Annotated in this window: 17 protein-coding genes and 1 pseudogene; 12 read left to right on the top strand and 6 right to left on the bottom strand. The window is 59.9% G+C overall.

All coding sequences use genetic code 11. The annotated features are described in order from the left end of the window. Window positions 1-10: 10 nt before the first annotated feature. The 11 genes from AWB78_RS31870 to AWB78_RS47805 all read left to right on the top strand — a co-directional run bounded on the left by AWB78_RS31870 (window position 11) and on the right by AWB78_RS47805 (window position 9,151). A complete protein-coding gene (locus tag AWB78_RS31870) occupies window positions 11-472 on the top strand; it encodes a phage tail protein (RefSeq protein ID WP_232477959.1) in 462 nt (153 codons plus the stop codon). After that, window positions 469-1,158, top strand: coding sequence for a phage minor tail protein L (locus AWB78_RS31865; protein ID WP_062610610.1), 690 nt, complete (start codon window positions 469-471; stop codon window positions 1,156-1,158). Before AWB78_RS31870 ends, AWB78_RS31865 begins: the two co-directional genes overlap by 4 nt. A 4-nt stretch (window positions 1,159-1,162) precedes the next feature. Further along, window positions 1,163-1,909 carry a C40 family peptidase gene (locus AWB78_RS31860; protein WP_062610609.1) on the top strand — a complete coding sequence of 249 codons (747 nt, stop codon included), beginning with the start codon at window positions 1,163-1,165 and terminating at the stop codon, window positions 1,907-1,909. Further along, entirely contained in the window at window positions 1,897-2,454 is a 558-nt protein-coding gene (locus AWB78_RS31855; protein ID WP_062610608.1) for a tail assembly protein, read from the top strand. Before AWB78_RS31860 ends, AWB78_RS31855 begins: the two co-directional genes overlap by 13 nt. Before the next feature lie 9 nt (window positions 2,455-2,463). Beyond that, complete coding sequence (locus tag AWB78_RS46895) at window positions 2,464-2,949, top strand: hypothetical protein (RefSeq protein WP_157697684.1); 486 nt, start codon at window positions 2,464-2,466, stop codon at window positions 2,947-2,949. Continuing rightward, the gene (gene gpJ / locus AWB78_RS48610) at window positions 2,946-3,377 is read left to right on the top strand and encodes a TipJ family phage tail tip protein (protein ID WP_232477958.1); all 432 of its coding nucleotides are present in this window, start codon (window positions 2,946-2,948) and stop codon (window positions 3,375-3,377) included. Before AWB78_RS46895 ends, gpJ begins: the two co-directional genes overlap by 4 nt. 26 nt (window positions 3,378-3,403) lie before the next feature. Continuing rightward, complete coding sequence (locus AWB78_RS31845; RefSeq protein WP_232477957.1) at window positions 3,404-6,286, top strand: TipJ family phage tail tip protein; 2,883 nt, start codon at window positions 3,404-3,406, stop codon at window positions 6,284-6,286. A 16-nt stretch (window positions 6,287-6,302) separates the two neighbouring features. Then, window positions 6,303-7,412, top strand: a complete 1,110-nt coding sequence (locus AWB78_RS48605) for a hypothetical protein (RefSeq protein WP_063959056.1) — start codon at window positions 6,303-6,305, stop codon at window positions 7,410-7,412. A gap of 12 nt (window positions 7,413-7,424) precedes the next feature. After that, window positions 7,425-8,411 carry a phage tail assembly chaperone gene (locus tag AWB78_RS44040; protein WP_074173579.1) on the top strand — a complete coding sequence of 329 codons (987 nt, stop codon included), beginning with the start codon at window positions 7,425-7,427 and terminating at the stop codon, window positions 8,409-8,411. Continuing rightward, window positions 8,408-8,761, top strand: a complete 354-nt coding sequence (locus AWB78_RS31825; RefSeq protein ID WP_062610604.1) for a hypothetical protein — start codon at window positions 8,408-8,410, stop codon at window positions 8,759-8,761. The genes AWB78_RS44040 and AWB78_RS31825 overlap by 4 nt, the downstream gene beginning before the upstream one ends. 228 nt (window positions 8,762-8,989) lie before the next feature. After that, entirely contained in the window at window positions 8,990-9,151 is a 162-nt protein-coding gene (locus AWB78_RS47805; protein ID WP_198399394.1) for a hypothetical protein, read from the top strand. A gap of 64 nt (window positions 9,152-9,215) precedes the next feature. Here AWB78_RS47805 and AWB78_RS31820 read toward each other — a convergent pair whose 3' ends face one another. The 5 genes and pseudogenes from AWB78_RS31820 to AWB78_RS31800 all read right to left on the bottom strand — a co-directional run. Continuing rightward, on the bottom strand, window positions 9,216-9,512 hold the full coding sequence (locus AWB78_RS31820) for a hypothetical protein (RefSeq protein WP_062610603.1): 297 nt from the start codon (window positions 9,510-9,512) through the stop codon (window positions 9,216-9,218). A gap of 103 nt (window positions 9,513-9,615) precedes the next feature. After that, on the bottom strand, window positions 9,616-10,035 hold the full coding sequence (locus AWB78_RS31815) for an antirestriction protein (RefSeq protein WP_062610602.1): 420 nt from the start codon (window positions 10,033-10,035) through the stop codon (window positions 9,616-9,618). 52 nt (window positions 10,036-10,087) lie between these two features. Then, window positions 10,088-10,732 (bottom strand): hypothetical protein, encoded by a 645-nt coding sequence (locus AWB78_RS46890; RefSeq protein WP_157697683.1) that lies wholly within the window; start codon window positions 10,730-10,732, stop codon window positions 10,088-10,090. 51 nt (window positions 10,733-10,783) lie between these two features. Then, window positions 10,784-10,978, bottom strand: a complete 195-nt coding sequence (locus AWB78_RS31805) for a hypothetical protein (protein WP_062610600.1) — start codon at window positions 10,976-10,978, stop codon at window positions 10,784-10,786. Between the two features lie 106 nt (window positions 10,979-11,084). Next, window positions 11,085-11,348 (bottom strand): annotated as a pseudogene (locus AWB78_RS31800) (DUF4236 domain-containing protein); the annotation flags it as partial. Between the two features lie 153 nt (window positions 11,349-11,501). Here AWB78_RS31800 and AWB78_RS31795 point away from each other — a divergent pair. Beyond that, entirely contained in the window at window positions 11,502-11,777 is a 276-nt protein-coding gene (locus AWB78_RS31795) for a hypothetical protein (protein WP_157697682.1), read from the top strand. A 297-nt stretch (window positions 11,778-12,074) separates the two neighbouring features. Here the strand turns inward: AWB78_RS31795 and AWB78_RS31790 are convergent, their stop codons facing one another. Then, a complete protein-coding gene (locus tag AWB78_RS31790; protein WP_062610597.1) occupies window positions 12,075-12,371 on the bottom strand; it encodes a hypothetical protein in 297 nt (98 codons plus the stop codon). Between the last annotated feature and the right edge of the window lie 1,012 nt (window positions 12,372-13,383).

The raw sequence follows: 13,383 nt of genomic DNA, 5'->3' as shown, positions 1-13,383 counted from the left end.
AATCCCCATCATGAAGATCCCCGTGACGGTCACGACGATCACGGCGGTCATGCGCGACCGTCTGAAACTGATTCGCACCGAGCCGCAACTGATCGCACCGCTCGACCCTTCCGGGCTCGTCTTCAAGTGGTGCGTGACCGAAGCGAGCTATGACCTCGAACCCAAGATCATCAAGGCGCAGTTCGGCGACGGCTACGCGCAGCGTCGGCCCGAGGGCATCAACACGCAAGCGTGTATGTGGTCGTTGACGATGAAGAACATCGACGCGGCCACCGCCGGCGATGTGGTCACCTTCCTGTCCGATCGCAACGGCGTCGAGGTTTTCAACTGGACGCCGCCGCGTCAGATCGTCGATGAACCAGTGACACAGAATGTCATCTGCCCCGGCTGGAACTTGGGCTATGGACAGATGATCGCGGACGGGACGCTGCTCTATAACCTGCAATTTAAGTTCGAGCAGGTGTTTCTATGAGCGTCAAGGGCGATGTGCAAGGACTGCACCCGACTGCGGTCATCGAGCTATTCATCGTCGATCTAACGCGCTACACGAACCAAGTCTTGCACTTCCATGCGGGCACGAACAAGCTAGGCAGTGACGTGATCTGGCAAGGCGTGACGTATGTCCGTTATCCCGTGCGCGCGACCGGCTTCGAATGGAAGGGACAAGGCACGCTACCGCGCCCGCACTTCGCCGTCGCCAACGTGACGGGCATCGTCTCGGCGATGTGCCACCAATACAGCGATCTGGTTGGCTGTCCGGTTACGCGTAAGCGCACGCTCGCGCGCTATCTCGATGCGGCCAACTTTCCGAACGGCAATCCGTTCGCGAATCCCGACGACGCGTTCGCCGACGACGTATTCGCCATCAATCAAAAGACGCGCGAGTCGATCGATATTGTCGAGTTCGAATTGGCGACGCCGCTCGATGTTGAGGGCGTGCTGATGCCGCGCCGACAGGTCGTGTGCAACGCCTGCCCGTGGCGCTATCGCGGCGACGGCTGCGGCTATGCCGGTCCGCCCGTCGCGGACATTAACGACAACCCGGCCAGCGACGCGAGCGCCGACGCGTGCGGCAAGCGGCTCAAATCCTGCCGGATGCGCTTTGGTAACGGGTGGCTTCCGTTCGGCGGATTTCCGGGCGCGGGCCGGTACAGGTGAATCCATGAAAGACGAAACCCTTGCGCGTGTCGTTCCCTACGTCATCATCCACGCGAACGCGGAAGCGCCGCGCGAGTGCTGCGGCGCGGTCATCCTGAAAGACGATGATCTGGTGTATGTCGCGTGCCGCAACCTCGCTGTCGAGCACGAGCATTTCATCATCGCGGGCTATGACTACGCGCGCGCCGCAGACAGTGGCCGCGTCATGGCGATCGCGCATTCGCATCCGTACATCGCGCCCGAACCGTCGCTCGCGGATCGCATCGGCATCGAACGCACGGGTCTGCCGTGGCTGATCGTCAACGTCCCGGTCGGTTCGTACTCGATCACGCGGCCGAGCGGCTTCAAGGCTCCGCTGATTGAACGTCCCTTCGTGCATGGCGTCCACGATTGCTATGCGATCGTGCGGGACTATTACGCGCTGCAAGGGATCGAGCTACGCGACTATCCGCGCGCCTTCGGCTGGTGGGAAGATCCACTAGGACCGGACCTGTATCGAGACAACTTCGAGAAAGAAGGCTTCGTCGAGGTCCCGCGGGAGAAGTTGCGCCAGCACGATCTGATCTTGATGAATATTCGTGCACGGCGCGACAACCATATGGCGGTCTATCTCGGACACGGCGTGATCCTGCATCATTTGATCGGCCAAGCGTCGCGCCGCGAAGCGTATCAGGAGTTCTACCAGCGGCGCACGACCGCCGTCCTTCGGCACAAGGCGTTCCTGACGGAGCCGAAACCATGCTCACTGTGAAGCTATACGGCGATCTCGGCGCTCGCTTCGGCCGCGTGTATAGGTTAGACGTCCGCTCGCCAGGGGAAGCCGTCCACGCGCTCTGTGCGCAACTTCGCGGGCTGCGCCAGTACTTCATCGAACGTCCGACCCAGAAGTTCCGCGTTCGCGGCGTGCAGGATTACGACGAGACTGATCTGCATTACCCGCAGAGCGGCGGCGTGCTCAAGATCGTCCCGCTCGTCGAGGGCGCCGGCGCATTCGGCAAGATCATCGGCGGCGCTGCGCTCGCGATCGCGGGTCTGTTTATTCCGGGCGTCGGCGGCATGGTGACGAGCATGGGCATTGCGCTCGCCCTGGGCGGCGTCGCGCAGCTGCTCGCGCCGCGCAACAAGGCGACCGCCACGCCCGAGAAGGAAGAAAACCAGCCGTCGCTTGCGTTCGATGGCGCGGTTAATACGATGGGTCAAGGCGGGCCGGTCCCGCTCGGTTACGGCCGGCTGCTCGTGGGCTCGCAGATTATCAGCGTCGGTTTTTCCACTAACAACGAATGTGTTATTCGATAGCGAGACGTCGTGAGAAAACTTGACCTTACCGGGCTTCGCTTCGGAAAACTCACGGTACTTTCTCAAGCGGGATCGGATAAGCGCGGCGAAGCAAGGTGGTATTGCGCGTGCGATTGTGGTGAGACTTCGCTTGTCATATCGAGCAACTTGCGCACGGGCAACACACGATCGTGGCGATGCGAGCGCAATAAAGCAACGGCGGCGCGAAGCGTAAGGCATGGAATGTCAGCAACGCCGATGTATTACGCATGGCAGACGATGAAGCAATGTTGCTACAACCCACGCAATCATAGATTCAAAGACTACGGCGCGCGCGGCATTACGGTCTGCGATCGCAGGCGCCATAGCTTCGCTGCGTTCTTCGAGGATATGGGCGAACGCCCGCGCGGCAAATCAATCTCTCCCAAAAATAAAAATGGCAACTTCGAACCGGGCAACTGTCGTTGGGCGACGCCGCTTCAACAAGCGGCGAACAAGCGGACGATGATCCGATGAACGCGCGTGACGGCGATACGCGAGCGTTGGTCACGATCGCGGGCGCGGGTGGCGGTGGCGGCAAGGGCGGCGGCGGCTCGGGCGGCACCAGCGCGCCCGTCGAGGCCCCGGATAGCCTGCGCTCGATCCAGTACGCGCGCGTCATCAATCTGATCTGCGAGGGCGAAGTCGAGGGCATCGTCGGCGGCGCTCAGGGGATCTATTGCGACGACACGCCATTGCAGAACGCGGACGGGACATGGAATTTTTCGGGCGCGGCCGTCGAGTGGCGTAGCGGCACGGCTTCGCAACAACCGATCACCGGCTTCAGCGCGACCGAGAGCGAGAGCACCGTCGGCGTGCAGGTCACCGCCGCGGCCCCGGTCGTACGCTCGGTCACGAACCCGAACATGACCGCGTTCCGTATCACGCTCGGCTTTCCTTGCTAACCAGGCTCGACCCGACTACCGCCAATATGAGCGGCGCGACGGTCCAGCTTGCGATCGAGGCGCAGCGCAACGGCGGCGGCTTCCAGCGGCTGTACACGGACACGATCACGGGGAAGACGACCAGCCGCTATCAGCGCTCGTATCGCATCGATCTGCAGTCGCGCTTCGGTCAGATCGGCGGGACGTTCGATTTCCGCGTCGTGCGGATCACGCCCGATGCGACGACGACCTATGTCACCGACAAATTCCAGTGGGAGACGATGACCGAAATCGTCGACAACATGCTGATGTATCCCTACTCGGCATTGTGCGGCGTGCAGATCGACGCCTCGTCGTTCAAGAGCGTGCCCAAGCTCGCGTTCGATATCAAGATGCGGCGCGTGCAGATCCCGACAAACTATGATCCGGTGACGCGCGTTTGTACGGGCGTATGGGACGGAACATTCAAGATCGCGTGGACCGACAATCCGGCCTGGATCGTGTACGACCTCGCGGTGACGAAGCGCTTCGGGCTCGGTGGTTATCTGTCCGCGAACCTGATCGACAAGTGGACGCTCTACAACATCGGCAAATACTGCGACGGGCTCGTGCCCGATGGCTTGGGCGGCATGGAACCGCGCTATACCTGCAACGTGTACGTCCAGACACGAAGCGAAGCGATCGGTCTGCTTCAGCAGTTCGCGAGCATCTTCAATGGCGTGATCTTCTGGACGGGAGGCACGTTGAGCTTCGCCGCCGATATGCCGGGCGATGTGACGGTCAACTACAACCGCTCGAACGTTATCGATGGCGCGTTCAACTACGTTGGCACGCCGCTCAACCAGCGACACACGACCGCGCTCGTGACGTGGAACGACCCCGCGAACAAATGTCAGCAGGTTCAAGAGTACGTTGAGGGCGATCAGACCGCGATCAATCAATGGGGTATCCGGCCGTTAGAGGTACAGGCGTTTGGCTGCATCTCGCGCGGACAGGCGCATCGCATCGGCAACTGGGCGTTGCTCTCGGAACGTCTGCTTGGCGAGACCGTTTCGTTCAAGACCGGCATCAACGGCGCGTGGTCCCGGCCCGGCGATATCTTCTCGACGACCGACGAAACGCGCGCGGGTCTGCGCATGGGCGGGCGCGTGATCGAGGCGACGACGACCGAGATTCACATCGATGCGCCGATCGAGATAGGCATCGCGCAGTTTTCCGTAATGCTGCCTAATGGCACGTTCGAGACGCGTACGACCAACAACGCCTATGGCTTGAACGATCGCGTGACCGTCGCGCCGGGGTTCTCGGTAGCACCGGCACGCGGTAGCGTATGGAGCTATCAAGCCTCGAACGTCGTCAACGAGCAATGGCGCTGCGTGAGTGTCCTCGAGGACGAGGACGGCAACATCGAAATCGGCGGCGTCGCGTATCGCGCCGACAAGTTCGCCGCGATCGAGGAAGGCTTGCAGCTTCAGCCGCTTCCGACCTCAGTCATCGATCCATTCAATATCGGCCCTTGTACTGAACTGAAGGTGACGGAGAGCAAGTACGCCATGAGTCCGGTCGTGGTTGGCGCGCGCGCGACGTTCTCGTGGCTCGCGCCCCTGGGCGCGGTGCGCTTCATCGTCGTCTATCAGAACGGCGACGACGCGCCGGTGACCGTGCAAAGCGGCATGGCGAGCATCGACGTGCAGCCGACCGAGGAAGGACCGTGGACGTTCAGCGTATGGGCGCTGAACGCGATCGGCGTGCGCAGCGTCGTCGCGACGATTCAGGTTCAGCTACGCGCGCTCAATCAGCCCCCCGGTGACGTGCAGGGCTTCCAGCTCGATATCTACAACGACGGCGCGCAACTGGCATGGCGGCCGGCGACGGATCTTGATGTGCTCGTCGGCGGCCAGATACAGATCCGCTACTCGACCCGGCTGACGACCGCCGTGACGTGGGAGGAAGCGAGCCCCATCACGCAGTTCGCGGGCTCCCAGACGAGCGGCTTCTCACCGCTGATGAAGGGCACGTACCTCGCGAAGTTCGTCAATAGCTCGGAGGCGTTTTCCACCAATCCGGCCTATGTCATTAGCACGACCGGACCTCTGCGCGATTACAACCTGATCGTCGATCAGGCGCAGCAGCCGACCTTCGCCGGCACGAAGGTCAGCTGCGAGGTCCGCACCGGCGTGCTGTACCTCTCGCAGAAACCCGACCGCACGGCCGTCGCGACGCATGCCGAATATTACTTCTCGCCAACCTATCTCGATTTGGGAAAGGTCTACACGATCCGCTGTTCCGCCTATGTCGATGGCGCGATATATAGCCTGCTCGATGATGTCGACACGTGGCCCGACTTCGATGCGCGCCTCGACGTGGACGGCTCGAAGATCGATCAGGGCGGCGCGATGGTCATGGTCAGCATGACCAACAAGGACCCGGCCACGGCGCAGGCCACCGATTGGAGTCCGTATAAGCGGCTCGTCGTCTCTGATCTCACGTTCCGCGCGGTGCGCTTCATCCTGCAAATGACTGTGCCCGATTTGACGACCGGTATCGGTATTGTCTCGCTCGGCGTCAAGGTCGATGTGCCCGACCGTATCGAGAGCCGCAATAACGTGGCGATCGCGGCGGCCGGGATCGCGATCACGTTCACCGTGCCGTTCAAGGACGCGCCCGCGATCTCGATCATCGCGCAAGGCTTGGCGAGCGGCGACAAGTGGACGATCACGAACCAGACGGCGACGGGCTTCACGATCGCGTTTCAAAATTCGAGCGGGACAGGCATCGCGAAGACTTGCGACTGGATAGCGCGCGGCTATGGCTATCAGCACGTCGCGCTTAGCGGCCTGGGGTATTCGGACCTGTTGAGCGCGGACCTCGACAAGCTGCTCGCGCAGCGGGCCGCGATCGGTCCTGTCATGTTGAAGCACGGCGAATAAGCAAGGAGGATCGATCATGACACAGGTAACGAGCTATCAAGTCCCCGCGCATCCGTCCGGGCTGGATATGCGCACGCAGTTGAATGCGATAGTGCTAGCACTCGTCGGCGATAACAGCGGACCGACCGCGCCGACCGTGATGTATCCCGGCATGATGTGGGGCGACACGACCGCGATGCGCCTGAAGCGGCGCACGAACGCGAACGATGCCTGGGTGGATCTAGGTCCGATCGACAACTTCTTGGCCGATGTGAATACGAACGTGTCGAACAAGGTCAGTAAGACAGGCGACACGATGGCCGGCGCGCTCACGCTCTATAGCACGGGCAGCATCTCTTATCAGCTATATCTGAAGGCGGGCAGCTACAGCCCGCACATTCGAAGCAACTCGTCGACACCCGGCTTCGAATGGGTCAACGGTGCGAATAACGCGGTGCCAATGAGCCTCACTGACGCGGGCGCGCTTACCGTGGCAACGCGGATTAGCGTCACGAGCGGTGACGTACAGACGAACGGCTATGGTCAGTTTGTCGCCGCAGGTGCAGCAGGCAACGCACGGTGGCGGGCCGATGCTGCCATGGCCACAGGATACGGAACCGGCGCGATCGGCAGCGGCTTTATCAACAGCGCTGGTAACGCATGGAACCTTCAACTAGCCGATAACGGGAACTGGGGCTTTCGCGGCTTTTCATACAACGACATCTCGCGGGTCGCCAACAATGGCGATTCGAACGGCTATCGCACGGTGTTCGGTGGAGGATGGCTCAAGCAAAATGAATACAACTATGGCGCCTATCACGACTTTATGCGCGTCGCATCAGAAGACTACAAGTGGCGGATTCACTATAACTTTAACAACGTGTACCTCGAATTCATTTGCAACGGCGGCAGCAACGTCCAGTTCGCCAATGACGGCAATATCTACTCGGGATCGCAAGGATGGCTGTCGGATAAGGCACCGAAGGTAAATTGCCAATGGAATAGCGGCATCACCGAAACCGGTCCGATCTATGGCGGCAACTACGATGCGTACCAGCCACAAGTGCTCGCAGGCGTGCGTGGCGGCACCGGGCAATCAACCGCGAACTTCATCTTCATTCGCTTCCTTTACTTGCGCGACTTCTGATAGAGAACGAGCATGAGCTACATCACGAATGATGAATTGATCTATCTCACACAGATCGCGCTACCTGATGCGGTACCGGGTCGGCACTACGCGGTGACATGTCACTATGACCGCGTGACGAAAGAGCCGCTATGCGATGCGACCTACACGAAGTGGGAATACCCCGGAAAGCGTGCGCCGTCACGCGCGAAGATCAAAGCCATTCGTGCGGAGAACGACTTCGAGACTTTCCATAAGGCTGACGTTCTGCGGCTTGAGCGGGCACGACGGTTCGAGCATGCCGATGTGCTCGTCAATCGCGCACTCGATCAAGGTGACGATGATGCACTCGCGCAGGCCCGCGCATATCGGCAAGCGCTTCGTGACGTGCCGCAGCAAGCAAGCTTTCCTAATGCTGTGACGTGGCCAGGAGCGCCCGATGCGAAAGAGGCAGATGTGACGAGTATCGATGACGATGCAGCGGACGATGGCGAAACGATGATGAACGATGGGAAGCCAATCGAGCCGGACCCGATACCGGTGACCGCTATCGCGCCCGATGGCGCTACCTATTTGACCGTCGAGCCGATAGAAAGGGTTCGTACGCGACCAGAACCGATGGTTCAATACGGCAACCTTGAAACGGGCGAAGTCATGAGGCCGCCCGAGCAGCGCAAGCTGATTGTGCCTATTCTCGGTCCCGATGGCCGTCAGTCGGCGACCGATGACGACGAGCCGCTTCCACATTCACCGGGATACGAAGACTCGATCCCGCCGAATGAAGGCACGTCCGAAAGCACGCTCCCCCTCGAAGAACTGCTGCCTTTCGAGCCAAGTCCGCAGCCACCGATCGAAGCACTTGGCCAGCCCGACGTGCTCGCCACGATCGCGCCCGCTGATGATCCAGTCACGAAGCTGCAAGCGTTCCTCGCTGCGAACCCCGAGGTGGTCACGTACCTCGAAGAAAATACGCCGGCGCCCGAGGCGCAGCCCGATCCCGACGATGGAACGACAACATGACGCCTGATCGGAAGCGCTTGATTCGCCGGCGGTTCGAACCGCTCGCGGTGCTGATCGTCGTCGTGATCGGCGTCGCGTTCATCGTCTCGATTCTTCCCGGCTGCGGTTCTGTTAATCCGCCCGGCACGATGGCCGGTCACAACACAACCTTGCCGGCGCAGCCCGCCTGTCTGCTGTTCTGCTTCGCGGAAGTCAGATCGAGCATCGACACGCCGACGCCAGCCGAGCCCACGCGCGACAAAAAAGGCAAGTCGATCGCGCCGCCTGTCGTCGTGCCGCCGCCGGTCATCAACTCCGCGCCGACGACGAAGCCGCCAGCCGTCGCGCCGCCGGTCTCGTCGCGGCCCTGAATCCGACCGCGCGCGCGGGCGATCCTGCCACGTCCGCACGTTCGGGAAAGAGCCGGCCGACCCGGAGCCGGTGGATGAAAACCGGGGTTTATGGTCGATAGCGGACCGCGCTGCGGCGCGAATCTGGCGCGCAGGACGTGCCGGAAGCGCCGGGCCGCTGCATTCGTGTCGACCGCCGCGCGCGGGACGTTCTGGCGCGTTCTGGCATCTACCCCAAAGGAGCGACGAATGAAGGTGAAGATTGAAAATCAGGGAGACGACGCGATCCGCGTTATCACGGATCACGACAACCTCAACGACGCGACGCTTGACGCGGGCGGGACGGACGTCTTCGAGTCTGAGGACGAAGGTGTGATTGAGTTGCGCGAACTCCGCGGCGCCGGCGAGTAGAACGAAAAAATCCCGCTCGGACTTCGAGCGGAAGACTTGCTAACCCCGTGACTTGTGGTTTTAGTTATTCCGTGTCGCCTTCTTTTTTGCTCTCGATGATCGCGTATATAGCGGCGCTACCCGCCGCCCGATCTGCTTCCTCGCTGACCCAATGCAGGTCGCTGAAACCGCGCACCGAATAGCCCAACTGCTGCGCGATCTGTTCGCGGTCGGCTAGCGAAAAGTCCATCAACAGAATCTGGTCGAAGCGGATCGAACCGTGCGTCAGCAGGTATTCGACGATCGCGTTCTTCTGGAATCGCGGTTCGCCCGCGTCGTCGACATATACGTGTTGCAGCGGGTGTTTCTGTTCGTCGTCCATTCGTTACCTCAGAAAATAAAAACCATCGAGACGAGTCCCAAGACACCGATGCAGATGCACGCGAGACCGCCGATCATCAAAACTTCTCTCCATCCCATAGCGCTCAATCGATCGCGTTCAGAATCGCCTCCCGTTCGGTGTGTTCGATCGCGAAATCACGAAGCTGGTGATAGTGGTTCGAGTACTTCTCTTGCAGCGTCGCGTCGTCGATAAACACGAGCGCGCCATACACGAACAACGTCACGATGATCCCGAACGCGTCGGCGCTTACGTTGCCCTCATATCCGTTCCCGACCACCGAGACATCGAAGCGTTTGGCGCAGGTCGGCACGAGATAGAACCCGCCGTTAGACAGGGAGTAGAAATCCCACAGACCGCCGCGATACTGCTTCGAGAGCATGTCGGCTTGATAGAACACGAGCGATTCGGCGCGCATCATCATGCGAGTCGTGAACGCTTCGGGCAGGAAGTTCAGACGGCGGTCATCGGGCACGAGTCGCGCCGTAATCAGAGGTGATTGCATGTTGCGGACACTCAAAAGTGGCCGCGCGTCGTGCGCAGCCGGTTGACATTGATTAACGCTTGCTCGTCGCTTTCTTCGCGGCCGGCGCTTTCTTCGTGACGACAGCTTTCTTCGCGGCGACAGCTTTCTTCGCGGCCGGCGCCGACGTTTTTTTCGCGGCCGGTGCTGCGCTCGGCTCCGTCGTCGCGGCTTTCTTCGCGGCGGGTTGCGTCGCGCTGATCGCGTTCTGAATCGATGCGCCGATCGCGGTTCCGAGCGGTTCGCTCGACACGCTGAAAGTCTTTGTCGGCGGCAGCACCTTAGGCGTCGCGACGAATCTAGCCGACTCGACGCCGTTCGCGATCAGGGCCGCGGTTGTATCCGCGAACTGCTGCGCTTTCGGCGACGACATAACGGCTTCGCGGTTGTAAAGACTGCGCACGCCCACGCGGTCGGGCAGAACCGGGAACGCGGTGGGCGCGATTTTCTTCGATGCCATCGAGCGCAGCGACGGCACGCCGTAACCTGTCACCGCAGCAACTTCATCGACGGTCATCCACTTCGCCGCTTCCTCGGGCGTCAACTCGACGCGTTGCTTCGGTCGTGCTTTCTCGGCGGCGCGCTCTGCATAGAACGCGCGGATTTCAGTGGCGACGATCGAGCGCACAGCGTTCAGCGAAACTTCGTCGAGCATGCAGAGTTCAACATTCTTAGACATATTCAGGATCCTAATCGCATTGAAATAAGTTGGTTTGGTTACGTGCTGCGTTTATCCGGTCACAGGTTTTTCCTCAACCCAAAAGCGGCCGTAGTATGCCGACGACGACATGCCCGCTTTGTACGGTTTGCCGCCGTTCGCTTTAACGTGCGCGTCGATCAGAAAGTACGGATTCGCGTCGTCCTCGACCACCTTTTCGAAGGGCGGGTACTTGCGCCGCACATCGATGATCGTTACTCGTTTCATGCGCCACTCCTATATGTTTGTTTCGCGGCGGTCATCGCCGACAACTTCATAGTGCTGTGACTCAATCCGCTCGAACAGGCTTATCCGCAGTGCAAACGCTCTAAACTCAGCGGCGCGGAGCTTTCATAAGCGTCGTCAGAACCGTGACCGGAAACACCACGAGAACGGTCAGAATCGCTAGCACGATGACCGCGCGCGCGGACCGATGTTCCGGCTCGGCAGGCGCGGCCGTGCGTGTGCGCTTGTTGCTGCTCGTCGTATAGCGCAGACCCGTGCCGGGAACGCTGTAGGTCGTGCGGCCGGTCCGCGTGCTGTACGTCACACCCTTGCCGCCGAGCGAGAAGCTCGTGCCGTTCTTACTCGCGTTGAGTCGAACACCGGGGCGACCTTAATCGACTTTCTCCAACTCCAGCGCATCTCACACCTCTGCATTAGTTAGTTAGTTCCGCACCGGCTCTACGCCGTATTCCATGCACGTTTCGAGAATCCGGCGCTTCTGGATGAACAGCGGGTGGCGGTCGGCATGGAACGCAACCGAAAAGCCCGCGGCGACAATCGCGTCGAGCGACTTGCGAATATTGATGTTGTCCATTTGCTTGCTCCGTTCTTCGCGGCGGTCACCGCCGCCGACAACTTCATATTGTCGAGATGGGACGGGAAAGCACACGACTTCCGCAGTGCGAAGACTCTAGAAATTCAAGAGCGAGAGCCCAAAAAAACCCCGCTCGAAAGCGGGGCGCTGTTCCAGAATCATGTCGAGATGGCATCGTCATGTGTTGAAGAACTTGATGGAATGTGAAGCAACTTCAAGTGGCGTGTGGGGATCGACTTCTTCGCCGTCTTCGATCCTGCAGCCTGCCCAAAGTGCACGACCATTGAATGTGGCGTGCGGGAACAGGGAGCAATAGAACGCCCCGCGTCCTTGATGCGGAGTCTCGTCGACATAGAGCATGTCGCCGCCGGCCACGTTCGCGAGCGAGTAGGCTTCGACATTTCGCATCGGAGCATTTTACGAACAGGATCAAGCGAGTTTCTATCTCCGCGCTCGACGAGCGTCACGGTCATCGCGTGCGGGTCGATAAGATACGCCTTGTTTTCAATAGTCATCGTCATCCTCAAGGTCGGGCTTCGGGCTCGTCGCGTCGTCCTCGCCGGTCGTGATCTTGCGAAGTCCGGGAAAGTACACGTCGCATCGTTCGGTCATCGAGGCGTTCTGTCTCGGGCAGTCAGCTACTTCCGACGCGAGATTGGTCATCAGGAAGTCTTCGCCTTGCCGGGCAACGACCTTGAATAAGCGATACCGCCGCCCACGCCGAGCGCAGCGCGAGCACGCGACGTTGATATGGGTTGCGCGCTGCGCTACCTCGCCGAGATTGACGCTTCCGTTTGCCATGGTTCCTACTTCCGTCCCCAGCCGAGCGCAGCCGGCCGGCAGTAGCCCGCATACTTGATCTTCCGCCAATCGTGAGGGGTTCGAGAAATATCTCGCCTACAGCATCACTTGGCTTAACGAAGGCCATAGCTCCCAAAATAGAGCGATTACCGGGAGTTCATCCGCGCCATTCGCGAAGGCCGGGTTTCAGCTACAACCGAGGAGTAGTAGAAATCCACCTGGAACAATGCGGCACCGAAACGTCGTTACGCGGTTCACGCCCCGTCAACGGGATCGATAGGTGTCCTGTCGCGCAAAAGGAAGTGATCGAAATGAGTCGTCATCGAATTTCTATTAGCGAACCTATGAGGTGTCGCGAGTTTACCGTTCTATTTTCCGCGTACGGTTTTGGATGGGGATATCGTTCGTTTGCCATGTCGATCGAACTTCTTTGAGAACCAAAGCTGTCACATACGAGTGGAGAAGACGTGCGTTTGGCGTTCCTGGAAAGAAGGCAGGAAATTTTGTGCGCAATTTTGCAATGCGAACATTCTTCTTATCAGGGCGAGCGGTTGTGGATCTCGCTGTCATCACTCTCTAATGAGAACGTTGGGGAACAGGTTCAGATCACGAATCCTGGCGAAGAGTAAGCTATAGGAAATAATTCGGTGGAAAAATAACCGCCTTCATGGCCGTGACGTTGTACGTTGCAATGGTCGGCTGCGCTCAGCGTGGAGGGCGGTTCTCAGCTAGTGGGCGGGGTTTTGCGTGAACATCACATTGCCGTGGGTGACGCCACCTACTATTGCTCGTGCGTCGGAATGCGGACGTCTCTCGTGCGTACGAATTCGACATTCGAATGAGCGCCCGTAGCCTAACTAGATCAGAAAATAGGTAGTTTCCCAGGAAAAACTGAATGATATTGTCAGCGAAATTACGCTGCGGATGGGCCCGACGACCGGATGGCAATACGCCGGTGGTGGACAGCCAGCGCTGCCTCGCCGCCGCTCGTGGCGTGAAAGAGTCCAAGCTG

The sequence above is a fragment of the Caballeronia calidae genome (assembly GCF_900044055.2).
Classification (GTDB): Bacteria; Pseudomonadota; Gammaproteobacteria; order Burkholderiales; family Burkholderiaceae; genus Caballeronia; species Caballeronia calidae.
The sequence above is the reverse complement of the archived record's forward strand: the minus strand, read 5'-3'. Positions and strand labels throughout refer to the sequence as shown.

Excerpts from the sequence above, each read along its gene's own strand:
- AWB78_RS31870 (WP_232477959.1), top strand. The coding sequence starts at position 11 with ATGAAGATCCCCGTGACGGTCACGACGATCACGGCGGTCATGCGCGAC.
- AWB78_RS31865 (WP_062610610.1), top strand. The coding sequence starts at position 469 with ATGAGCGTCAAGGGCGATGTGCAAGGACTGCACCCGACTGCGGTCATC.
- AWB78_RS31860 (WP_062610609.1), top strand. The coding sequence starts at position 1,163 with ATGAAAGACGAAACCCTTGCGCGTGTCGTTCCCTACGTCATCATCCAC.
- AWB78_RS31855 (WP_062610608.1), top strand. The coding sequence starts at position 1,897 with ATGCTCACTGTGAAGCTATACGGCGATCTCGGCGCTCGCTTCGGCCGC.
- gpJ (WP_232477958.1), top strand. The coding sequence starts at position 2,946 with ATGAACGCGCGTGACGGCGATACGCGAGCGTTGGTCACGATCGCGGGC.
- AWB78_RS31845 (WP_232477957.1), top strand. The coding sequence starts at position 3,404 with ATGAGCGGCGCGACGGTCCAGCTTGCGATCGAGGCGCAGCGCAACGGC.
- AWB78_RS48605 (WP_063959056.1), top strand. The coding sequence starts at position 6,303 with ATGACACAGGTAACGAGCTATCAAGTCCCCGCGCATCCGTCCGGGCTG.
- AWB78_RS44040 (WP_074173579.1), top strand. The coding sequence starts at position 7,425 with ATGAGCTACATCACGAATGATGAATTGATCTATCTCACACAGATCGCG.
- AWB78_RS31825 (WP_062610604.1), top strand. The coding sequence starts at position 8,408 with ATGACGCCTGATCGGAAGCGCTTGATTCGCCGGCGGTTCGAACCGCTC.
- AWB78_RS47805 (WP_198399394.1), top strand. The coding sequence starts at position 8,990 with ATGAAGGTGAAGATTGAAAATCAGGGAGACGACGCGATCCGCGTTATC.
- AWB78_RS31820 (WP_062610603.1), bottom strand. The coding sequence starts at position 9,512 with ATGGACGACGAACAGAAACACCCGCTGCAACACGTATATGTCGACGAC.
- AWB78_RS31815 (WP_062610602.1), bottom strand. The coding sequence starts at position 10,035 with ATGCAATCACCTCTGATTACGGCGCGACTCGTGCCCGATGACCGCCGT.
- AWB78_RS46890 (WP_157697683.1), bottom strand. The coding sequence starts at position 10,732 with ATGTCTAAGAATGTTGAACTCTGCATGCTCGACGAAGTTTCGCTGAAC.
- AWB78_RS31805 (WP_062610600.1), bottom strand. The coding sequence starts at position 10,978 with ATGAAACGAGTAACGATCATCGATGTGCGGCGCAAGTACCCGCCCTTC.
- AWB78_RS31795 (WP_157697682.1), top strand. The coding sequence starts at position 11,502 with ATGGAACGCAACCGAAAAGCCCGCGGCGACAATCGCGTCGAGCGACTT.
- AWB78_RS31790 (WP_062610597.1), bottom strand. The coding sequence starts at position 12,371 with ATGGCAAACGGAAGCGTCAATCTCGGCGAGGTAGCGCAGCGCGCAACC.